The organism is Mesorhizobium sp. NPDC059054 (assembly GCF_042739215.1).
Taxonomy (GTDB): Bacteria; Pseudomonadota; Alphaproteobacteria; order Rhizobiales; family Rhizobiaceae; genus Mesorhizobium.
This window is the reverse complement of sequence record NZ_JBHYHV010000002.1, coordinates 944,791-966,422: the sequence shown is the minus strand read 5'-3', so window position 1 is coordinate 966,422 and position 21,632 is coordinate 944,791. Positions and strand designations below refer to the sequence as shown.

Below are 21,632 nucleotides of genomic sequence, written 5' to 3'. Positions count from 1 at the left end.
GGCGTTATCGTCCCCCTTGTGACAGGCGCAACCTTGGAGAGGATGGCCATGACCCTGCCCACGGACGAACTGAAGAATGTAATCGGCGAGGCCCGTTCCAAATGGGGATGGTTCGTGGCGCTCGGCGTCTTGCTGCTGATCTTTGGTGGCATCGCTTTCGGCAATCTGTTCATCGCCACGGTCGCCTCGGTCTACTTCGTGGGCTGGCTGATGTTGATGGCCGGCGCCATCGAAATCATCCATGCCTTCGGCGTGAAGACCTGGGGGCGCTTTTTCTACTGGCTGCTCAGCGGCCTGCTCTATGCGGTGGCCGGCTTCTTCGCCTTCTACAATCCACTGCTCGCCTCGACGGTGTTCACTCTGCTGCTGGCCATTGCGCTGGTGGCCGCAGGCCTGATCCGCGCTTCGATCGGCTACCAGCACCGTGCTGAGAAGGGCTCTGGCTGGATCATCGCTGGCGGCGTCATCACTGCGCTCGCGGGCCTGCTGATCGCCCTGCAATGGCCAGTCAACAGCCTGTGGGTGCTAGGCCTGTTCCTGGCCATTGACCTGGTTTTTCAAGGCTGGACCTACATTGCCTTCGGTCTGGGTTTGAAGAACAGCCGGGCCTGACGCATCGGCCCGAAAATCGGAATCGATTTTCGGAAAGCACGATGCGCAGCTCAAAAGTGTTAGAGCGTCCTTTGCGCGTCCGAAAGGACGCGCGGCGCTCTAATGCATCGGCCCGAAAATCGGAATCGATTTTCGGAAAGCACGATGCGCAGCTCAAAAGTGTTAGAGCGTCCTTTGCGCGTCCGAATGGACGCGCGGCGCTCTAGAACGCGATCTTCGCGTCGAGGGCGGACAGCGGCCTGATACCGGCCAAAAGCGCCCTCGCCTCTGCCTCGTCACGCTTCATCTGGACAATGAGCGGATCGAGACCTTCGAACTTCACCTCGCCGCGCAGGTAGGCGAAAAACGAAACCTCGCAGGTTTCCCCGTAGAGACTGTCCGAGAAATCGAACAGGAAGGTTTCGAGCAGCGGCGCGCCATTGTCGTCTACCGTCGGGCGGCGGCCGAAACTTGCCACGCCGTCATGGATCGAACCATTCTGCCGGCGGAAACGGACGGCATAAATGCCTTCCTTCAAAGTTGTTTGCGGCGAAAGCTTCATGTTCGCCGTCGGGAAGCCGAGCGTGCGGCCGAGCTGCTGCCCGCCGATCACCTCGCTTTCGACCGTGAAGCGGTAGCCGAGCAGGCCAGCCGCTTCTTCCGGATTGCCTTCTGTGAGCAGCGTGCGGACGCGGCTGGAGGAGATGACCTCGGTGCCCTCGTCACAGAAAGCTTCGACCCGCACGACGCCGAAGCCATGGCGCTTGCCGGCCTCGGCGAGAAAAGCGGGGCCACCCTGCCGATCCTTGCCGAAATGGAAGTCGAAGCCGGTAACGACACAGGAAATGCCGAGATCGCGTTCCAGGATGTCAGTGATGAAGGACTCCGCCGAACGTTGCGAGAATTCGTGCGTGAATTCCTGCTCGATCACCGCATCGAAACCGAAATCGGACAGAAGCCTGGCTTTCACCGGCGGCGGCGTCAGCACGAAGAGCGGTACATCCGGTCGAAAGACGGTCCGCGGATGTGGTTCGAAGGTTAACACCAGCGCTGGCACGCCGCGCTGACGCGCCTCGTCGAGCGCCCGCTCCAGCACAGCCTGATGGCCACGATGCACGCCGTCAAAATTGCCGATCGCCACCACGCCGCCGCGCAGCTTCGACGGCAGCACTGTGTCGCCCGGAATGCGCTCGAACGGCTTGTCCATACCGGCTTCCTTATTTCAGCCGGGGCATGACGGCAACCGGCCGGTAGCCGTGCTTTTCGAGGAAGGCTGCGAGCCTTGCCGGGTCGGGCTGCAGCGGATCGCCATAATCCCGGGCATGAATGCCGCCGGAAATGTAGAGCACGTCGAAACCGTTGTCGGCGCCCCCCTTCACATCCGTCATCATGCCGTCGCCGATGGTGAGTGCGCGGCTGCGGGGGATGTCGCGGCCAAGCACTTCCGCCGCTGCCTTCATCGCCGCCGCATAAATCGGTGCGTGCGGCTTGCCTGCGATCAGTGTGCGGCCACCAAGCTGCGCGTAGTCGCGGGCAAGCGCGCCGGCGCACCAGATCAATCTTTCGCCGCGTTCAACGATAATGTCGGGGTTTGCGCAGATGAACGGCAGATTGCGGGCACGCAGCCTGGTGAGCATCTCTGCATAGTCTTCAGGCGTCTCGGCCTCGTCGTCGAACAGGCCGGTACAGACGACGACCTGCGCCTCGAACTCTTCAGAGATTTCCACATCCAGCCCATCATAGATGTTCATGTCGCGGTCGGGGCCGAGATGGAACACCTTGCGGGGTCCATCCGCGATCAGGTCGCGCGTGACGTCGCCGGAGCTGACAATACGGTCGAAGCTGCCATCCGGCACGCCGATCAGATGCATCTGCGCAATCACATCGGCGCTGCGGCGCGGCGAATTGGTGATCAGCACGACAGCAATGCCGGCCTTGCGCGCTTCAGCCAATGCAGCGGCGGCGGCCGGAAAATGCGTCTCGCCATTGTGAACCACACCCCAGACGTCGCACAGAAGCACATCATAACGGCCCGACACGGCGGTCAATGTCTCGATCGTCTCAAAAAGGTCCGTCATGGCATCCCAGGGAAAAGACTGCGGTTGGGTTCTCCGGCCGTTGGCGCTTGAAGTTCCAAACACTGCCAGGACGGCCCCGGATTAGCCGAAGCCTTCCCGCCTGTCACCAGCTTTTGCCCGAACCGGGCAGTGGCCATAAGGAGGAGCCTGAGCTGGCGCAATCAACCGACGGGACACGCCCTTGCGGAACACACGGCAAAGGTGCAGTTTCCGCCAACGCCACCGGGTTGGCGCTTTTCTCTGGGGGACAGCCGTGCCCGATACAGCCAATCATATCGCTTTTGCGTTGATCTGCCTCGGCATGGTGCTGACGCCTGGCCCGAATATGATCTACCTGATCTCGCGCTCACTTTCTCAGGGGCCAAAGGCCGGGTTGATCTCGCTCGGCGGCGTCGCCATTGGCTTCCTGTTCTATGTATTCTCCGCTGCTTTCGGCATCACCGCGCTGCTGCTTGCCGTGCCTTATGCCTACGACGCCTTGCGGCTGGCCGGTGCTCTCTACCTCCTCTATCTCGCCTGGCAGGCACTGAGGCCCGGCGGACGCTCGCCTTTCCAGGTGCGCGAACTGCCACGCGACCGGCCGCGCAAGCTGTTCATGATGGGGTTGATGACCAACCTTTTGAACCCGAAGGTCGCAGTGCTCTATCTGTCGCTGCTGCCGCAGTTCATCGACCCGGAAAAAGGCCAGGTGTTGTCGCAGCTTCTGGTGCTGGGCGTAACTCAGATCACGATCAGCCTATCGGTCAACGCCATCATTGCCATCACAGCCGGCTCGATCGCGGTGTTCCTGGCTGGGCGTCCGTTATGGATGCTTGTCCAACGCTGGCTGATGGGAACGGTGCTGGCTGCGCTGGCTGTTCGGATGGCGACCGAAAGCCAGCGCTGATTTTTCCAACTCGAATCCGTTAGCTACATGGGCCGCCGGTCGGCTCTGGGCTCCGGCTCCACCACCTTGCGGTAGAGGTGCCAGGTGGCATGGCCAAGGATCGGCATGACGATGGCAAGGCCGGCAAAGAGCGGGATCGAGCCGATCACCAGAAGCACGGCCACGATCAGGCCCCATGCCAGCATCGGCACCGGGTTCATGACAACCGCGCGCACCGAGGTATCGATGGCCGAGACCACGCCGACATCGCGGTCGAGCAGCAGCGGGAAAGCAATGACCGTCGTGGCCAGCACCACCAGCGCGAAAAGGAAGCCGATGGCATTGCCCCATAGGATCAACCCCAAACCCTGCCCGGTGGTCAGCACGTCCCGCACGAAGGTTCCCATCGAGGCCGGCGGCTGCTCGCCGAAATAAGCCGTGTAGATGGATTGCGCGGTGAACAGCCAGAGCAGGAAGACCGCCATCAGCATGATGCCGATGACCGCGATCGACGGCAGTGCCGGTGAATGGCGCACATCCAGAGCGCGCTTCCAGGAGGTATCCATGCCGCGTTCAAGCCGCCGCGACATCTCATAAAGGCCGATCGCCGCGAACGGGCCGACCAGCGCAAAGCCGGTCATCAGCGGATAGACGAGCTGGATGGCGTTCGAGCCGGACGACCATTGCGTCAGGATCAGGCCGACGATCGGATAGATCAGGCCGAGAAAGACATAATGCGACGGCTTGGCCCAGAAATCCTCGGCGCCGCGCTTCAATGCATCGAAAAGATCCGAGATGGTGATACGACGCACTGTCGGCATTTCGAGCCCGTGCGCGCCAGCCATGACGTGAAAACCGGCCATTACCTTCCTCCCGTGGGGTTGGAGGGCGGTCATCGCCTGGTCAAGAAGACCCAGATGGCCACCCGTGGCTGCCACTCAATGAACGTTTGGAGACTAGCAGTTTTCTGCCAAATTGTCGCACCCCCGCCATCACAGATTGTTGAGCCACAACACACTCTGCCCGCTAAAAGCCATGATCACTCTTATGGGAAGCTGAATGCCGTCCTTATCCGACCTTTCGCCGTCCGTTACTTCCGCTCCCCAGCTCCACCGCCGTGCCTTCTTCGCGCTCGCCGGTGGCGGGGTGCTCGTTGCGCTCGCAGGCTGCGGCACTATGCGGACAACCGGTGAAGGCGGTGGCGCATCATCGGCTGCTTCCGGACTGGTTGGGAAGATCCGCTCCAGCGCAGGCTTGTCGGCCATGACGGCGGACTCGCAGCTGGAACGCGCAGCCCTTCAGCAAGCGCGCTACATGGCTGGCGCCGGGCGCATGGAACATACAACCGGCTGGGGCAAGGATTTCTCCTCGCGCGTGTCCGACAACGGCATCGAAGGGGCGGCCGCTGAGAACATCGCGCAAGGCCGCATGGATCTCACCCGCCTGTTCGACATGTGGATGAATTCGCCGCCGCACCGCCGCAACATGCTCGATCCGCGATTCACACGCTTCGGCCTTGCCTACGTCACGGACGGCAAGCGGCCGGATTGGCGCTATTGGGCGCTGGTGATGGGGAAATGACGAGCGAATGGTGATTAGAGAGTAGCGAATAGTGGTTAGAGCGCAAAACTCGCCCCACTCACTATTCGCTACTCTCCATCTCGCTACTCACTCCATATGCACCGCCGGCGCGCCGCCCGCCGGCGCCTGCTTCGGCGATCTCAGCAGCAGAAGCAGCGGGATGGCGCATGCCGTGACGATCGCCATCAGCTTGAAGTCGGAGACGTAGGAGATCATCTGCGCCTGGATGTTGACGAGGCCGTCGACCTGAGAGAGCGCGGTACGGTCGCCCAGCGCGGCCGAAGGATTGGCGAGCCACAGGTTCGGGTTGAACGGATTGATGAACGCCGACAGTTCGATGTGGTTGATCTGCGTATTCTGCGTCAGTACCGCCGTGAAAGCCGAGATGCCGATCGACGAACCGATGTTGCGCACCAGCGTGAACAGCGATGTCGCGTCCGGCAGGTTGCCCGGATTGAGCGTCGAAAACGCCATGGTGGAGATCGGTACGAACACCAGACCGAGCCCCAGGCCCTGAACGATGCCAGACGTCACGATCGGCCAGGCGTCCATCTGCGGCGTGAAGGCGGACATCATGTAGAATGAATAGGCGGTGAGCAGCATGCCGACAAAGATCAGCTTCTTCGGGTCGATCATCTTCATCAGCCGGCCGACCGCCAGCATCGAGATCATCGTGCCGACCCCGCGCGGCGCCATGACCATGCCCGTGGTCACCGTCGGATAACCGAAGATGGCCGACAGCATCGGCGGCAGCAGAGCCATGCCGGCAAGCAGGATCACGCCGATGATGAAGATGAACACCAGCGAAGCCGCGAAATTGCGGTCGAGGAAGATCTTGGCGTCGATGAATGGCCGCTCTGCGGTGACTGTATGGACGATAAACACCCAGAAGCCGATCAACGCGAGGCCCGTCTCGATCCAGATTTCGGTCGAAGAGAACCAGTCGGCGTCGGGGCCGCGATCAAGCATCAGTTGCAGCGCGCCAACGCCGAGCGACAGCATAGCGAATCCGAAGAAATCGAAACCGCGCAGGCGCTTCGGAATGCTGGGAAGGAAGGCCGCCATGCCGAGGAAGGCTACGATGCCGACCGGAAGGTTGATCAGGAACACCCAGCGCCAGTTATAACTGTCGGTCAGCCAGCCACCCAAAGTCGGCCCAACCACTGGGCCCACCATGATGCCGGCGCCCCAGATCGCCATCGCCTGCCCGCGCCGTTCCTTGGGATTGATATCCATCAGGAAGAGCTGCGACAGCGGCACGATGGACGCGCCGAATACGCCTTGCATGAGGCGGAACAGCACCATCGTCTCCAGGCTCCAGGCGAGCCCGCACAAAAGCGAAAAGGCGACAAAGCCGACGACCGAGCCAAGGAACAGCTCCTTGCGCCCGAACTTGTCCGATAGCCAGCCGGTCATCGGCGTGACGATGGCCGCGGCGACGATATAGGAGGTCAGTACCCAGTTGATGGTATCGGGCGAAGCGCCGAGGTCGCCCGACATGGAAGGCAGCGCGACATTGGCGATTGTGGTGTCGAGCACCTGCATCACCGTCGCGGCCATGATGGCAACGGTGGCCAGCCCGCGGTTCGGGACTTCGCGAAAGCTTTGATCTGCGCTCATGGCAATATCGTCCAATACGGAATGATCGGTCGCCTTGCAGGCTTTCCGGGCGGCAGGCGACCCAATTCGGGAAGATGCCAGCCGTTTTGGGGGTTCAACGGTCGGCGCCCACATCGCGGCGCCTGCCGCCCGGAAACTCTTTGCGGGTCGTGAAGGGAGGTGGTTCGGCTGAACGGCGCGTTTGCACCGTCTCAACCGACATCACCCGCCAAGCGAACCCGCCGGCAAACTGATCCTCTTCGTCAAATCGCATTCCGGCTCCAGGGAGCCGGCTTACTTGGCCTCGCCCGCAAAGGCGTTGCCGAACAGGCCGCCGAAACCTCGCGAAACGCCGGTGTCGACGGTGACGGAAGCGCTCATCCCGGCGCGCAGAGCCAAGTCGGCATCCGCATTGTCGAGCTGCAGCCGCACCGGAATGCGCTGTGTGACCTTGACCCAGTTGCCGGTGGCGTTCTGGGCCGGCAGCAATGAGAACTGCGCACCCGTGCCGGCACCGATTGCCTCGACAGTCGCCTCGAAGGTCTTGTCCGGATAGGTGTCGAGCACGACCTCGGCCTTCTGGCCCGGTTTCATGCGCGTCAGCTGCGTTTCCTTGAAGTTGGCATCGATCCATGTGTCGCCGGTCTCGACCAGCGCGAACAGCGGCGTGCCGACGCTGACATACTGGCCGACACGGAAGGACGCGGCCTTATAGGCGACACCATCGTCGGGCGCTCTCACGGTCGCCTGAGAAAGATCGAACGCGGCTTTGTCGCGCGCGGCAAGCGCCGCCAGCACGGTTGGATGCTGGTCGGTGACGATGTCGGGATTGCCATCAAGAGCAGCCTTGGCGCTATCGATGCCCTGCACGGCGACGGAGAGGTCCTGCTTGGCCTTGTCGAGGTCATTGCGGGTCTGGTCGAGCGTGGATTGCGGGTTGATGCCCTTCTTCACCAGGTCAACGGCACGGTCATACTGCGACTGCGCATAGGTGACTTCGCTCGAAGCCGACAGTTCCTTGGCCTGGGCCTGCCTGTAGGCGGAGCGCAACTGCTCGACACCAAGCCGCGCATTGGCGACGGCGGCATCGGCCTGCGCCAGAGCGATCTTGTAAGGCTCGGGATCCACGGCGAACAGGACGTCCCCCTTCTTCACCGGCTTGTTGTCGGCAACGTTCACCTCGACGATGCGGCCGGGAACATTGGCCGCGATCGAAAGTGTCGCTTGCTGCAGATTGGCGTTTTCGGTCTCTTCGTAGCGGCCGCCGGTCACATAATAATAGCCGCCGGCAGCTACGAGGATGAGCGGCACAGAAACCATCAGGATAAAGCGCAGGCCGCGCGACTTTTTCTTCTGCGGAACCGCCAGCGTTTCTACGGGAGGCGGCGCTGCAACGGCCGGTTGGGTAGCTGGCGTCGGCTGCTCCATCTCGAGCTTGGCGGCGTCTTTCTCATCGATCTTGGACACAGCGTTCATTGGTGTGCACTTTCTAAGGTCTTGGCGTCGGTGCCGTCTTCAACGCCCTGGGAGGACGTTATGTTGCTGTTCAAGTTCTCGATGACCCTCTCGAGCCCCTGCATGATTATCTTCTGGTCGGCCTTCGATATGCCGGCGAACGCCTCTTCGGTAACCTCGCCGACAAAGCTCTTCACATAGACGAAGGCTTCCCGCCCCAGATCGGTCAGAAAGATCGCGCGCACGCGACGATCGTTGACGTCGGTCCGGCGTTCGACCCAGCCGCCCTGCTCCATGCGATCGAGCATGCGAGAAACACTGATCGGCTCGATTTCCAGAAACTCGGCGATACGGGCCTGGGTTGTGCCTTCCTCCTTCGCGACCCAGAACAGCAGCCGCCACTGGGCGGCAGAAAGGTGCGTATCGATCGCCATCTGCTCCAGCCGCTTGCGTAACAGCCGGCCCACCGTGTGGACCAGGAAGCCAAGTGTATGTTCCGTGTTCGAAGTCATGAGCGCGATATATAATGAGCATGCTTACTATTCAAGCGGATCACCAAAGACGTGATCGGGCAAATTTGCATGACAGCCATGCGCAGGCACGCGAGCATCCTGACAGGGATGCATGCGCGCAAGGGCATGACAAAGGGCCGAACCTGACGGTTCGACCCTGACAAAGTTTCAAACTGGACTAAGGCCGGGTGGTTCGCTGGCTGAGTTTAGGTGCTCTATTCCGCCGCCACCTGCTGCACCCTCGTGGTGAGCTGCAACTCGACAGGTGTCGGGTTGCGCAGGATGTCGAGCACCGGGCAATGCCGGTCGACAGTTTCCTTGAGCCGGGCGATATCGACCGCTGGCGCCGGGCTGTCGATGAAAACCTCGGCATTGATGCGTTGATAGCCCGGTCGAACCTGCGGGTCGACGTTGAAGAAGCCGCGCAGGTCGATGTCTCCGCTCAACTGCACCGATACGTTTTTGAGCGGAATGCCGAGCGCGTCGGCATAAAGTCGATATGTGATCTCCTGGCATGACCCGAGCGCCGCCAGAATATATTCGACGGGGTTCGGCGCCGTATCCTGGCCGGCGAGCGCCGGCGGCTCGTCGACGCCAACGCTGAACTGACGGATCGCCACGTTCGAGCGGAACCCGTCGGCGAGCTGTGAACGTGCCTGGAAGGTCACGGTCGCTTGACTGGCATCGGCGCCGAGAGCGCTTTGCGTGTTGCCGAAAACATCCTTGAAACGGAAAGTCATTGCGATCCTCGCCTCCACACGATTGCATCGAATGTTTGGAGTGTCGCGCGTCGGTTCGGTCAGGAAAAGCAAAGCGATGCCCTGCGCATGGCAGGCGCAGGCATGGTCGTGCGCTCGACACCGCGAGAACGGAACGATGTTGCAATCAGCCTCGGCCGCGCTGTTTAAAGCGCAAACAGGCCTAGAGTTCGAGGTTCCAGATCTGGCCGACGAGTTCCTTGCCGAAGGAGCTATGGCGCTCCTCCTTGGCCAGCTTGAAACCCGCGGCCTGGTAGATGCGCCGTGCCGCAACAAGAATGTCGTTGGTCCACAGGGTGAGCGTCTTGTAGCCGCGCGAGCGGGCGAAGGCGATGCACTCGTCCACCAGTCGCTTGCCGATGCCAAGCCCCCGCGCCGACGGCTCGACATAAAGCAGCCTGAGCTTTGCCACGTCATCGGACTGGTGCACGGCGAAGATCGACCCCACCACCTCGCCATTGCGCTCCGCCACCCAGGCGCGTTCCTTCTTCGGATCGTAGGACCTGACGAAATTGACGAGGATTTCGGCGACCAGCGCCTCGTAGGTTTCGTCCCAGCCATATTCCTGGGCGTAGAGCAGGCCTTGCCGGTGCGTGATCCAGCCGACGTCGCCAGTCTGCAGCGGCCGCAGGATATAGGGCACCTTGGGCTCGCCTCCATCGCCCAGCAGCCGCATGATCGTCATCATCGCCGTCACCAGCGTTTCACGGCGTTCGGCTGGCAGCCGGTCGAGCATGGTTCCAACCTCGCGATTGGAGGCTTCGTCCAGGCCGGCAAATGTTTGCCTGCCCGCCTCGGTCAGCGCGATCGCCGACTGCCTGGCATCGTCGGTCTGCGCCTGGCGTTGCACCAGCCCGCGCTCCTCGAACTTCTTCAGCATGCGGCTGAGATAGCCGGCATCGAGCCCGAGCTCGCGCCCGAGTTCGGCGGCGCTCTGGCCGTCACGCTGGGCAAGATCAAACAGGACCCGCGCTTCGCTTAACGAAAACGGGCTTTTCAGCAGCACCTCCTCCAGCAAGCCGATCTGGCGCGTATAAAAGCGGTTGAAGGCGCGTACGCAGGCAACCTGCTCGTCGCTGGGGCTGGAAAAGGCGGACATGGGAACCTCGACGGGAGTGCATTATTAGACTACGTCAACAATATTGTTGATTAAGTCAAATATATGCATGCCAGAGGCAACGATCAAGCCCGCTTGTTGCGCTTTTACGAAAGACGCTTCAGCCCACAGGCAGAACCGGCCATTGCTCGACAATACGTCCTTGCGAGAACACCGCGATGGCACCGAACTGCTGCAGTACGAACTCGGACTGGGTTGGACGCAGAAAAAAGAAATCGTCTGGTTGAAGCTTCGTATTGTCCGGCAGTGCCATGAACTGCTGGTTTGAGGATTGGCCGAGTGTCGCTCCCTCCCGCGCCCCTTCGGGAAAGATCGGCTTCGCCATCCACTTGCCGCCATAGATGTAGCAGCCGCGTCGTGGAAAACGGCCAAGCGCCTGCAACACGCGACCGACGAAAGCCGGCCCCGGCAATTTCGCCTCCACCACTTTCAGCACCGGGGTAGCAATGAAGGCGGCTGGCCGGAATCCGGTCAGACCGACCGTATCGAAGTCGCTCGGCAGCACGAAAGCCGAACCGATCGATACCTCATTAGCCTGTGTGGGTGCCTGTTTCTGCGCGCCATGCAGCAGCGCTGTCTTCGAGCCACCGGTGTTGAGTATCTGCCGCTCACCGGACGCGAGGCAAGCGATGAACGCCTGGAATGCGGCGACAGATCCCGCCAACGCTTTTTCCGGTCCGCCGAACAGGTTCGGGATATGAGGCGCATGCGCCTCGTAGCCCATGATGCCTTCACAATGCAGCAAGGGATGCTGGCGAACCCGCTGCAGCGCCTGCGACAACGCCGCCGGTTCTGCGATACCTCCGCGATGCAGGCCGATGTCGACCTCGAAGGCGATGCGCAGGTCGCATCCCAGCGTCTCGGCCATGACCATATATTGCTCCAGCCGCGCTTGCGTATCGATCAACCAGCATACGCGTTTCCACGCGTCATCCCTGCGCGACAGCACTTGCCGGACTGCATCCACCGGCATCGGCTTGCCGAACAGAAGGTCTGCTGTCGGAAAGGCCTTCAGCACCGCTTCGCTGATCGGCAAGTGGAAGGTCATGAATCGCGTCGCGCCGAGGGCATTTGCAATGCGGGAAAGAAGCGGCAGGCAGGACAGCGACTTGTCGACCAGCCTCAGCTCGAGTTCAGGTGCCAGCTTCTGCCGGGTCAGCGCGATATTGGCATCGAGTCGATCACGGTCCAGTACAAGGCAAGGCTTGAACAATCCAGCTTCGCGCAGCGCAGCCGTCATGGTCTGAAAATAGGCGTCCATCACCTCAACCCGAACAGGTCTGCCATATAAGGCGAAACGAAACGGCCCTGCGGATCGATGTCCCGGCGCACGTCCATCGCGTCCCTCCAGCGTGGATAGAGCGCCTCGAAGTCTCCTGCTTTCAGACTGTGCATCTTTCCCCAATGCGGGCGTCCGCCATATTTGCGGAAGATCGGTTCAGCCGCGCGCATGAAGGGCAACGGATCGTTGGCGGCGTCGTGATGGATCGCGATCGAGCAGGTCGGCCGCTTGTAGAAAGGACTGAGCCAGAATTCGTCGCTGGCCACCGAGCGGACCTCCATCGGGAAATAGACCTCCGGAAAGCGTTTTTCGGTCAGCTCGATGATCTCGCCCAATGCCCTCGGCCCTTCCTCGAAAGGCAGGTGATATTCCATCTCGTTGAAGCGGGTACGACGGTCGCTGGCGTAGACGTTGAGCCAATCCTGCACGTAATCCTCCGACGGCAACCTCGCCATGACCGAGCGGATGATCAATCCGCGCAGCCAGGGCGCCCAACGCAGCCCCGAGCGCAGCTTGCGCAGCGTCGCCAGTCCTTCCTCGTCCTCTTCCGGCGGCCGCGCGCTGACCGGCTTGTCGGACAGGTCACTGGCAATGAACTGCGCGTGGCCCGAAAAGGGCACGTAGTAGAATTCGGCTGAGCGGTGTGCGCCCATCATCGGTTCGAATTCGGCGAGCATCTCCCCGATCGGCAGCACCCATTTGCGGCGGTGCAGCCTGTAAGTCGGGATGTTCTTCAGCGCGACTTCCGTCAACACGCCGAAGCTTCCGAGTGCCACACCGGTGGCGTGGATCATGTCGTGATCCTTGGCCGACGTCAGTTCGCGTACCGCGCCTCGCCCATCAACGAACTGCATCGCCTGGAGCTGTGTGTGATAGGCGCCGAGCATCCGGCCCGAACCGTGTGTCGCGGTGCCGAGCGCGCCGCCGATCGCCTGCCTGTCGATATCACCCATATTGGGCAGGCCCTGGCCGATATCCTGCAGGAGCAGCATCAGCGACCCGAGCCTTGTGCCGGCGCGGACACGCGCGACATTGGCGGCTGCGTCGTGCGAAACCAGCCCTTCGAACTTCTCCAGCGACAGCATCGTACCGTCCGTCCTGGCGAGCGGCGTGAACGAATGCCCTGCCCCGACGACGCGCAGCGGGCCTGCAGCCGTCTTCACCGCCTCAACGATGCCGTCGAGGGTATCGGGATTCAAAATCCGCCGCGGCGAGGCTTCGACAAAGCCCGACCAGTTCGTCCAGCGCAAGGTATCTGTCATGGACACCCTCGGCTCAGGCGACAACGCGACGGCGCGTCAAGGCGACGAACAGGCCAAGCAACGCGATGGAGGCGATGACGCTGGCAGCCGCGAATTCCGGCACCGCACGGAAATCCACTTCCTCGATGAGCAGCGAGGCGGCGACAGGTCCAAGCGCCAGTCCAAACAGCTGCGCGGCCGGCACAAGAAGCGCCGTCGTGCGCGTCTCGTCAGAGGTGATCGCCAATCGGATCTGGTAAGGAACGATGAAGAGCAGGATGAAACCCATGGCCAGCGCGGCTGCCCAGAAAGTGGTCAGGGCCGGACCACTGGCCAGCGTGACGCACGCAAGCACGGCAACGATGCCGACGGCAGTGATGGCCAGCCGATAGTCGATGCGCGCCTCGAAGACGGTTGCCGTCATCGCGCCCAGGATCTGCGCAGCCAAACTCGCCGAGACGATCAAGCCGACCGTGCGGCCGTCGATACCGTATTGTGCGCCCAGCGGTTCCAGGAAAGCCCAGACAGAGCCGAAGAACATGAAGTAACAGAAGATGCAAAGCAGTGCGGTGATGGCGCCTGGCGTCAACACATTGGCGAAATGCTCATCCTTCGGCAGGTCCGCATAGTCGTCGGGCACTGCGCGTGCAACGGCAACCGACAGTCCGCAAACCACGGCCAACGTGACGAAACCGCCGCTCGCGCCATAGGCCGGGATGACGGCAAGCGCCAGCAGCAGAGCCAGAACGCATTGCGCCAAGGTTTGCAGTGACACGAAATAGCCGCCGATACGCTCCGCCCGGCGCGAACGCGCGATCAATTCCGTCGCGACCGCCACCAGACCACCCTCGGCGAAGCCCGCAACGGCGCGGGCGGCTATCAGCATGTTGGCGTTCGCCGCATAGGCTGTCCACATATTGGCCAATGCCAGCAGGAGAAGCAGGATCGTGCTTTTGCGACGCATGTTGCGCGCTGAGAGAGCCATCGCCACGGTGGCCGAGCCGATACCGATGGTGATCAGTTCTGCAGTCGCCACCAGCGCCAGCTCATCGCCGCCGACATGGCCTTGCGTGAACAGCGCGCCGAGCAGCACCGGCTGCAGACCAAGGATCAGCAACCCGACGGAGCCGATCCACAAAGCCGCAGCAAGCTGCCCGCGCGTCGGATTGCCGACCAGCCAATCCTCACTCCCTGGACGGGCAGGATCCATCGAGTCCACAGGCGCCTCCCAACGTCCGTTGCCTCAACCCAAAAGCTGACAATCAACCAGCATCTTGAAAACTGATACTTTATCATCTTTCCTGTCAACGTGAATTTGCCGACCAGGATCGGTTGGCCAGGATTTGTTGAAATGTGGACAACCGGCGCATGAAACAGGCCAGGCGTGCAGCCACCGGATCGCAGTTGCGGCGCCGCCCGAAACAGGAGCGCAGCCGCGAGCGCATTGACGCAATCCTGGCCACCGCCAAGCGGCTGATCGGCGAAAAAGGCATAGACGCCGTCACCATGAAGGAAGTCGGCGCACTGGCCGGCGGACCGATCGCCACCGTCTATCACTACTTCCCGAACAAGTCCGCGATCCTGGCCACGCTCTACGAGCGCTTCTCGGAAGTGACGCGGGCGCGCCAGCGGGAGATCGTCGTTGGCATCGACGGACTGGAGAGCATGATCGCAGCTTCCGACCGGATGCTCGACGACTATTACGACCGCGTCGCTGGAGACCCCGCCATCCAGGACCTGCAGAACGCCATCCAGGCCGACAAGGCGCTGCAGAATCTCGACATCGCCGAGACGCATCATCAGGCCGATGTCTTCTGCGATCAGCTTATCCATTTGCTGAAGCCGGAGCGGCGCGAAGAGTTTCGACGCCTGGTATTCCTGTTCTTCCAGCTTGCCGGCGGCGTCGTGCGGCTGGCGCTGACACAGGACAAAACGCAGGGGCAACGCATGGTCGACGATTACAAATCGATCATCCACGGCCAGTTGCGCGCATTTTTCGACTAGGGCAATTCCAGGAAAGTGCGCAGCGGTTTTCCGTCCGGAATTGCGTGAAAACCGTTTCCGAGAAAGACGGAAACGACGTCTCAGAGCGCTGAAGCGATATTCCCTCGCTTAGGTCACAGCCACGATGACGTGAGCCTGAATTTTGGCGGCGACTTCACCGTGCCCATGCCTTTCCGCGATCGCAGCTTCGGCATAGTCAGTGGCAGCGTCCAGTTTTCCTGCCTCCCTGGCTTCGATTTCGTTGCGAAGAGGCGTTCCCTGACAATACGCCACGGCCGGGAGACGGGGCGAGGACGCGCGGCTTTGTTCGGCTTTCGTCTCGATCATCAGACGGGAAAAACCTGCGCCTTCGAGTTCGCCACGGATCAGCGCCGTATCGTGGTAGCCGTGCGGCGTGCGCGCCAGGAAGCGCGGCGGATCGTTCGGAAAAATCCTTGCAAGAGCGTTCGTCACATCATTCGCAAACACGTTTTCTTCGATGCGATCCCATACGTTGAACAAAAAATGCCCACCAGGTTTCAGGACCCGCCTTGCTTCACGGTAGCCCGCCGGACGGTCGGGGAAAAACATCGCGCCGAACTGACAACAAACGACATCAAAGACCGCGTCTTCAAAAGGCAGTGCCAAAGCATCCGCCTGGCGCCATTTGATGCGACTGTCAGGAGGTTGCCTGGAAGCGGCGTAATCCAGCATCGACTGATTGAGATCGGTCACGACATAGCTTGCGCCAGCAGACAAGTTCGGCGCCAGTGCGCGTGTGACGACCCCGGTGCCTGCCGCGATTTCCAAAACGGCGTTCGGCGAGAGGGACGCGGCCCGTTGTGCAAGATCGGCTGCGTACGGCTCGAAAATCAACGGCACCATATAGCGGTCATAGTTTTCCGGGACCGAACCGGCGAACACCTTATCTGCTTCCTGCATGGCCACCACCCGCGGTCCATCCGACGGCCGAGATTAGCATATTTCTTGTCTGCTTGGATCATGCGCCCGACAGGCAGCCAAACAGTCTTCGCCCGGCCTCTACAGATCAAGATCGCTTGCGATGAATCCCCGGCTGACAGCGCAACCGGGACAAACGACAATTTTCATGCGGCCAGATGCCGCGCCGCGCCTTGACTCTCCCCGGAGGCGGGATTATCTCACCGCCACGTTAGCACTCACCCATAGCGAGTGCTAACCGAAGGTCCGGCAGGGCCGGACGGAGGAAATTCTTTCTCACCTTTCGCACCGAGGAAATCAAATGGCAAAGTCGAAGTTCCGCCCGCTTCATGACCGCGTGGTCGTTCGCCGGGTTGAATCCGAAGAAAAGACGGCTGGCGGGATCATCATCCCCGACACCGCCAAGGAAAAGCCGCAGGAAGGCGAAGTCATCGCCGTCGGCTCGGGCGCTCGTGACGAGGCCGGCAAGCTGGTTCCGCTGGACGTCAAGGCCGGCGACCGCGTCCTGTTCGGCAAGTGGTCGGGCACCGAAGTGAAGCTCAATGGCGAAGACCTTCTGATCATGAAGGAATCCGACATCATGGGCATCATCGGCTGACCACCAGCCTTTCATCCGCACCATCCAATCTTGATTTCGGGCGCAAAGCCCAGGAGTAAAAAATGGCTGCTAAAGAAGTAAAATTCTCCCGTGATGCCCGCGAGCGCATGCTGCGCGGCGTCAACATCCTCGCCGATGCGGTGAAGGTGACCCTCGGCCCGAAGGGCCGCAATGTCGTCATCGACAAGTCGTTCGGCGCCCCGCGCATCACCAAGGACGGCGTCACCGTCGCCAAGGAAATCGAACTTGAGGACAAGTTCGAGAACATGGGCGCCCAGATGGTCCGCGAAGTCGCTTCGAAGACCAACGACATCGCCGGCGACGGCACCACGACCGCGACCGTTCTGGCCCAGGCGATCGTTCAGGAAGGCGCCAAGTCTGTTGCCGCCGGCATGAACCCGATGGACCTGAAGCGCGGCATCGACCTCGCCGTCGTTGAAGTTGTTTCGGCGCTTGGCAAGGCTGCCAAGAAGATCAAGACCTCCGAGGAAGTCGCTCAGGTCGGCACCATCTCGGCCAATGGCGACGAGTCGGTCGGCAAGATGATCGCCGAAGCGATGCAGAAGGTCGGCAACGAAGGCGTCATCACGGTTGAGGAAGCCAAGACCGCCGAGACCGAGCTGGAAGTCGTTGAAGGCATGCAGTTCGACCGCGGCTACCTGTCGCCGTACTTCATCACCAACCCGGACAAGATGATTGCCGAGCTCGAGGACGCCTATATCCTCCTGCACGAGAAGAAGCTGTCCAACCTGCAGGCCATGCTCCCGGTTCTCGAAGCCGTCGTGCAGACCTCCAAGCCGCTTCTCATCATCTCGGAAGACGTCGAAGGCGAGGCCCTGGCCACGCTGGTCGTCAACAAGCTGCGCGGTGGCCTGAAGATCGCCGCCGTCAAGGCTCCGGGCTTCGGCGACCGCCGCAAGGCCATGCTGGAAGACATCGCCATCCTCACCGGTGGCCAGGTCATCTCGGAAGACCTCGGCATCAAGCTCGAGAGCGTGACGCTCAACATGCTCGGTAAGGCCAAGAAGGTCCGTATCGAGAAGGAAAACACCACGATCGTCGACGGTGCCGGCAAGAAGGCCGAGATCCAGGGCCGCGTTGCCCAGATCAAGCAGCAGATCGAAGAGACCACCTCGGATTACGACCGTGAGAAGCTCCAGGAGCGTCTTGCCAAGCTGGCTGGCGGCGTTGCCGTCATCCGCGTCGGCGGTGCGACCGAAGTGGAAGTGAAGGAAAAGAAGGACCGCGTCGACGACGCCCTGAACGCCACCCGCGCTGCGGTGGAAGAGGGTATCGTTGCTGGCGGCGGCGTTGCTCTGCTGCGCGCCACCCAGGCCATCAAGTCGGCCGGCGTCAATGCCGACCAGGCTGCTGGCATCGCGATCGTCCGTCGCGCCCTTCAGTCTCCGATCCGTCAGATCGCCTCGAATGCCGGCGCTGAAGCCTCGATCGTTGCCGGCAAGGTGCTCGAGAACAAGGGCGCGACCTACGGCTACAACGCCCAGACCGGCGAATACGGCGACATGATCGCCTTCGGTATCGTCGATCCGGTCAAGGTCGTGCGTACTGCCCTGCAGGATGCCGCTTCGGTTGCCGGCTTGCTGGTCACCACCGAAGCCATGATCGCCGAAGCTCCGAAGAAGGACGCTCCGGCTCCGGCCATGCCTGGCGGCATGGGCGGTATGGGCGGCATGGACTTCTAAGTCCGGCCAACCGGCTCAGTTTGCAAAGGGCGGCAGAAATGCCGCCCTTTCTCTTTTTTGACGTTGTTTACCGCCAAGGATAGCGCTTCCAGCACCGGAAAAATTCTCATGATCTGCTGGTAAGTGCCGGCAATGATATGGTTTTTTAACGAAATCCGTCTACGGCTGTCCTTCTCAGGCAATGTACGGGAAAGGGCGGCAGAAATGTCGCCCTTTCTTCTTTTGCAAGGGTACCGACACGCACCAGGGACAGCCATGCCGGGCAAATCCGGAATCACGGTCGAGATCGATAAGGCGCTGGTGCGGCGACTGATCGACACGCAATTTCCGCAGTGGGCCCATCTGCCGATCCGAAAGGTCGAGCCAGGCGGTTGGGACAACCGCACCTTCCTGCTGGGCGACGAGATGAGTGTGCGGCTGCCGAGCGCAGGCGGCTACGCAGCGCAAGTAGCCAGCGAACAGCATTGGCTCCCGAAACTGGCACCGCGTTTACCCTTGCCGATCCCCGCGCCGCTCGCCTTGGGCAAGCCTGGCGAAGGCTACCCTTGGCCCTGGTCGGTCTATGGCTGGCTGGAGGGCGAGACGGCCTCGGACGAGCGCATCGGCGACCTTGCCGAATTCGCCGTCGATCTGGCCGATTTCCTCGCCGCACTCCACCGGATCGATGCGGCCGGTGGACCGCCCGCCGGACCGCAGAACTACTTCAGGGGCGGTAGGCTTGCCGTCTATGACGGCCAGACACGAGAGGCACTTCGCCTGCTCCAAGGCAGGATCGACACAACAACGGCGCGCGCGATCTGGGAAGAAGCACTCGAAACCGAGTGGCAGCATCCACCGGTCTGGGTGCACGGCGATATCGCCTGGGGCAATTTGCTGGTGAAGGGCGGCAAACTATGCGCCGTCATCGATTTCGGCAGTTCGGCGATCGGCGACCCAGCCTGCGATCTGGCGATTGCCTGGACGCTGTTTCGAAACGAGAGCCGCGGCGCTTTCCGCAGTGCCCTGCCCCTCGATGAAGGCACCTGGACACGCGGACGCGCTTGGACACTGTGGAAGGCGATGATCACCGTTTCGGGCCAGATCGGCCGGAGCGCAGAGGAGATCGTCATATCGGCAAATGTCATCGATGCTGTGCTGGCCGATTACCGGACGGAGACCTGAGTCCCGCTGGGAAAAACCACGACGGCTGCAACGCCGGGATCGAGCGGCTGCATCGACACTGTCGCGCCATGCAGATCGGCGATCGCCCGGACGAGGCTCAGCCCCAATCCGGTCCCTGGCATCGAGCGGCTCTTGTCCAGCCGGTAGAGGCGCTGAAAGACCTTCTCGTGCTCTTGCAGGGGAATGCCCGGGCCATCGTCTCGCACCTCCACAACGAGACCAACGGCTTGTCGAGTTAGAGAAATTTCGATCCGCGTACCGGCGGGCGTATGACGGATGGCGTTTTCAATGAGATTGGCGAAAAGCTGCGTCAGCAACTCTCGATCGCCGGTAATGGCGCCATCGGCTTCGTTGCGCTCGAGGAAGAGCGTCTTGCCATCATCCTTGGCGACCTCGGCATAGATATCCGCAACCGAAGCCACCAGCTCGGCAAGGTCAAGCTGCACGAAACGTGCCTTGCGCGCGCCGGCCTCGATCTGCGCGATGCGCAGCAGGGCATCGAAAGTCTCGTCGATTTGCGAGCTTTCGGCGCGTGCTTCGGCAAGGTCTGCCGAAACGTCCTCGCACCTGCCTGCCTTGTCGGCGGCGCCGTCCAGGATCATGTGCAGGCGGTTGAGCGGTGTTTTCAGATCGTGGGCGATGTCGCTGGAGACTTGCCGCATGCCTTCGACCAGTGAGCCCAGCCTGTCGAGCGCGGCATTGATCTGGATCGAGACGGCATCGATGTCGTCATCGCGGCCGAGCTGCGGAATGCGCGCGTCGAGCTTGCCATGCGAGACCGCAACCATGGTGTCGCCGATCGCATCCAGCCGGCGTTGCACGCGCGAGGCGAGATAGGCACCGCCAGCGATGGCAAGCCCCGCAACAATAATGGCGGCCCAGGCGAAACTGGCCAAGAGGAGGCTCTCCAGTTCCTCCGTCTCGGTGAAGCTCTGCGCGACCGTGAGGTCGGCCGAGCCGACCTTGCCTGAATAGGCTCGGTATGGCGCCGTATCGGGAAATCCCGGCGTCCCTTCGGGCACGGTCGCGAATCCCAAGGGCAAGTCGATCGCCGAAAGATTGCCGGCCAGGCTCTCGCCTTGCGGTCCCGTCAACGAGATCAGCTGATCGTTGCCGGAACTGCCGTTGGCGTGGCTGTTCACCGCGGTGATGAGGTCGTCGACATCGCTCTCGGCATAGGTCGTCGCAATCATCGAATAGGCCTGCCGGACTGCGTCATCGAGGCGCCGGTTCAGGTTTGCGCTCATCGTTTGGTAGACGATACCGCCGGAAAGCAGGAAGGCGAGGATGACAAGCGCCGCGAAGCTCAAGGCGAGACGGAACGGTGTCGAGCGCAGCAGGCTTTCAGCGAGGCGCATGGAGACTATAGCCGGTGTTGCGCACGGTATGCAGCAGCGGCACCGCGAAAGGGCGGTCGATCTTGGCCCGAAGGCGGCTGACATGGGTCTCCACCACGCTGGTCTTGGGGTCGAAATGGAAATCCCAGACGCGTTCCAGAAGCATGGTGCGGGTAATCACCCGCCCCTCACCGCGCATCAGCACTTCCAGAAGACGGAATTCGCGTGGTTGCAGGTCTATCGGATGCCCCCGGCGCACCACATGGCGCTTGACCAGATCCATTTCCAGGTCCGCCACCTTGAGTACAGTCTTCTGTTCCTGCACTGGCGGGCGACGGCCGAGCGCATTCAATCGCGCCAGAAGTTCGGAAAAGGCGAAAGGCTTGACCAGATAATCATCCGCGCCGGCCTCCAGTCCTTCGACGCGGTCGTCGACGCCGCCGACGGAAGTGAGGAAGATGGCCGGTGTCAGGACCCCGGCGGCGCGCAGGGACTTGACGACGGACAGCCCGTCGAGCCCCGGCGTCATGCGGTCCACCACGAAAACGTCATAGGCTTCGCGCGTTGCCTGAAACAGCGCGTCGCGGCCGTCGGCTAGCTGATCGCAGACGTGCCCCGCCTCGTTCAGCCCTTTGACGACGAAAGCGGCCGTTTTCTTGTCGTCCTCCAGCATCAGGATGCGCATGCGGTCGGATCCGGTTTGGAAGGCCTCGGCAGGTCGCGGGCCGGCGCGCGAACGAGCCGTCATCGCGCCGGCAGTGGCGCGAGGATGAGGTGGCAGGGCTTTATGATAAAATGATGGAGCGCCGCG

Annotated in this window: 21 protein-coding genes; 7 read left to right on the top strand and 14 right to left on the bottom strand. The window is 61.8% G+C overall.

The window, feature by feature from the left end; translation table 11 throughout:
• Positions 1-48: 48 nt before the first annotated feature.
• Positions 49-612: an HdeD family acid-resistance protein gene (locus tag ACFWXH_RS12380; RefSeq protein ID WP_054311225.1), complete on the top strand. Its 564-nt coding sequence runs from the start codon at positions 49-51 to the stop codon at positions 610-612.
• A 202-nt stretch (positions 613-814) separates the two neighbouring features.
• Here ACFWXH_RS12380 and ACFWXH_RS12375 read toward each other — a convergent pair whose 3' ends face one another.
• Positions 815-1,798 carry a bifunctional riboflavin kinase/FAD synthetase gene (locus tag ACFWXH_RS12375; RefSeq protein ID WP_054311046.1) on the bottom strand — a complete coding sequence of 328 codons (984 nt, stop codon included), beginning with the start codon at positions 1,796-1,798 and terminating at the stop codon, positions 815-817.
• Between the two features lie 10 nt (positions 1,799-1,808).
• On the bottom strand, positions 1,809-2,669 hold the full coding sequence (locus ACFWXH_RS12370) for a TIGR01459 family HAD-type hydrolase (RefSeq protein ID WP_054311047.1): 861 nt from the start codon (positions 2,667-2,669) through the stop codon (positions 1,809-1,811).
• A 301-nt stretch (positions 2,670-2,970) separates the two neighbouring features.
• On the opposite strand from ACFWXH_RS12370, the gene ACFWXH_RS12365 reads away from it, so the two are divergent.
• Positions 2,971-3,555, top strand: a complete 585-nt coding sequence (locus ACFWXH_RS12365; protein WP_379120937.1) for a LysE family translocator — start codon at positions 2,971-2,973, stop codon at positions 3,553-3,555.
• Positions 3,556-3,578: 23 nt separating this feature from the next.
• Here the strand turns inward: ACFWXH_RS12365 and ACFWXH_RS12360 are convergent, their stop codons facing one another.
• Positions 3,579-4,397, bottom strand: a complete 819-nt coding sequence (locus ACFWXH_RS12360; protein WP_379120514.1) for a DUF2189 domain-containing protein — start codon at positions 4,395-4,397, stop codon at positions 3,579-3,581.
• A gap of 196 nt (positions 4,398-4,593) precedes the next feature.
• On the opposite strand from ACFWXH_RS12360, the gene ACFWXH_RS12355 reads away from it, so the two are divergent.
• A complete protein-coding gene (locus tag ACFWXH_RS12355) occupies positions 4,594-5,115 on the top strand; it encodes a CAP domain-containing protein (protein WP_054311050.1) in 522 nt (173 codons plus the stop codon).
• A gap of 87 nt (positions 5,116-5,202) precedes the next feature.
• On the opposite strand, the gene ACFWXH_RS12350 is transcribed toward ACFWXH_RS12355, so the two are convergent.
• From ACFWXH_RS12350 to ACFWXH_RS12315, 8 genes are all read right to left on the bottom strand, one after another.
• Positions 5,203-6,735, bottom strand: a complete 1,533-nt coding sequence (locus ACFWXH_RS12350; protein WP_054311226.1) for a DHA2 family efflux MFS transporter permease subunit — start codon at positions 6,733-6,735, stop codon at positions 5,203-5,205.
• Between the two features lie 273 nt (positions 6,736-7,008).
• Positions 7,009-8,190 (bottom strand): efflux RND transporter periplasmic adaptor subunit, encoded by a 1,182-nt coding sequence (locus ACFWXH_RS12345; RefSeq protein ID WP_379120511.1) that lies wholly within the window; start codon positions 8,188-8,190, stop codon positions 7,009-7,011.
• Entirely contained in the window at positions 8,187-8,603 is a 417-nt protein-coding gene (locus ACFWXH_RS12340; protein ID WP_379120509.1) for a MarR family winged helix-turn-helix transcriptional regulator, read from the bottom strand. The genes ACFWXH_RS12345 and ACFWXH_RS12340 overlap by 4 nt, the downstream gene beginning before the upstream one ends.
• Before the next feature lie 293 nt (positions 8,604-8,896).
• Entirely contained in the window at positions 8,897-9,421 is a 525-nt protein-coding gene (locus ACFWXH_RS12335; RefSeq protein WP_379120507.1) for an OsmC family protein, read from the bottom strand.
• A gap of 181 nt (positions 9,422-9,602) precedes the next feature.
• Positions 9,603-10,538, bottom strand: a complete 936-nt coding sequence (locus tag ACFWXH_RS12330) for a GNAT family N-acetyltransferase (protein WP_379120505.1) — start codon at positions 10,536-10,538, stop codon at positions 9,603-9,605.
• 118 nt (positions 10,539-10,656) lie between these two features.
• Positions 10,657-11,817, bottom strand: coding sequence for an alanine racemase (locus ACFWXH_RS12325; RefSeq protein WP_379120503.1), 1,161 nt, complete (start codon positions 11,815-11,817; stop codon positions 10,657-10,659).
• Complete coding sequence (locus ACFWXH_RS12320; protein WP_379120501.1) at positions 11,817-13,100, bottom strand: D-arabinono-1,4-lactone oxidase; 1,284 nt, start codon at positions 13,098-13,100, stop codon at positions 11,817-11,819. The genes ACFWXH_RS12325 and ACFWXH_RS12320 overlap by 1 nt, the downstream gene beginning before the upstream one ends.
• A 13-nt stretch (positions 13,101-13,113) precedes the next feature.
• Entirely contained in the window at positions 13,114-14,289 is a 1,176-nt protein-coding gene (locus ACFWXH_RS12315; RefSeq protein WP_379120934.1) for an MFS transporter, read from the bottom strand.
• 158 nt (positions 14,290-14,447) lie between these two features.
• Between ACFWXH_RS12315 and ACFWXH_RS12310 the strand changes: the two genes are divergently transcribed.
• Positions 14,448-15,083 (top strand): TetR family transcriptional regulator, encoded by a 636-nt coding sequence (locus ACFWXH_RS12310; protein ID WP_379120499.1) that lies wholly within the window; start codon positions 14,448-14,450, stop codon positions 15,081-15,083.
• A gap of 108 nt (positions 15,084-15,191) precedes the next feature.
• On the opposite strand, the gene ACFWXH_RS12305 is transcribed toward ACFWXH_RS12310, so the two are convergent.
• Positions 15,192-16,004 (bottom strand): class I SAM-dependent methyltransferase, encoded by an 813-nt coding sequence (locus tag ACFWXH_RS12305; RefSeq protein ID WP_379120497.1) that lies wholly within the window; start codon positions 16,002-16,004, stop codon positions 15,192-15,194.
• A gap of 319 nt (positions 16,005-16,323) precedes the next feature.
• Here ACFWXH_RS12305 and groES point away from each other — a divergent pair, with 319 nt between their 5' ends.
• The 3 genes from groES to ACFWXH_RS12290 all read left to right on the top strand — a co-directional run bounded on the left by groES (position 16,324) and on the right by ACFWXH_RS12290 (position 19,484).
• Positions 16,324-16,620 carry a co-chaperone GroES gene (groES, locus tag ACFWXH_RS12300; protein WP_019173599.1) on the top strand — a complete coding sequence of 99 codons (297 nt, stop codon included), beginning with the start codon at positions 16,324-16,326 and terminating at the stop codon, positions 16,618-16,620.
• Between the two features lie 62 nt (positions 16,621-16,682).
• On the top strand, positions 16,683-18,323 hold the full coding sequence (gene groL / locus ACFWXH_RS12295) for a chaperonin GroEL (protein ID WP_054311059.1): 1,641 nt from the start codon (positions 16,683-16,685) through the stop codon (positions 18,321-18,323).
• Between the two features lie 255 nt (positions 18,324-18,578).
• On the top strand, positions 18,579-19,484 hold the full coding sequence (locus ACFWXH_RS12290; RefSeq protein ID WP_379120493.1) for an aminoglycoside phosphotransferase family protein: 906 nt from the start codon (positions 18,579-18,581) through the stop codon (positions 19,482-19,484).
• Here ACFWXH_RS12290 and ACFWXH_RS12285 read toward each other — a convergent pair.
• Positions 19,466-20,842: a sensor histidine kinase gene (locus ACFWXH_RS12285; protein WP_379120491.1), complete on the bottom strand. Its 1,377-nt coding sequence runs from the start codon at positions 20,840-20,842 to the stop codon at positions 19,466-19,468. The genes ACFWXH_RS12290 and ACFWXH_RS12285 overlap by 19 nt on opposite strands.
• Positions 20,829-21,506 carry a winged helix-turn-helix domain-containing protein gene (locus ACFWXH_RS12280; RefSeq protein WP_054311062.1) on the bottom strand — a complete coding sequence of 226 codons (678 nt, stop codon included), beginning with the start codon at positions 21,504-21,506 and terminating at the stop codon, positions 20,829-20,831. Before ACFWXH_RS12280 ends, ACFWXH_RS12285 begins: the two co-directional genes overlap by 14 nt.
• Between the last annotated feature and the right edge of the window lie 126 nt (positions 21,507-21,632).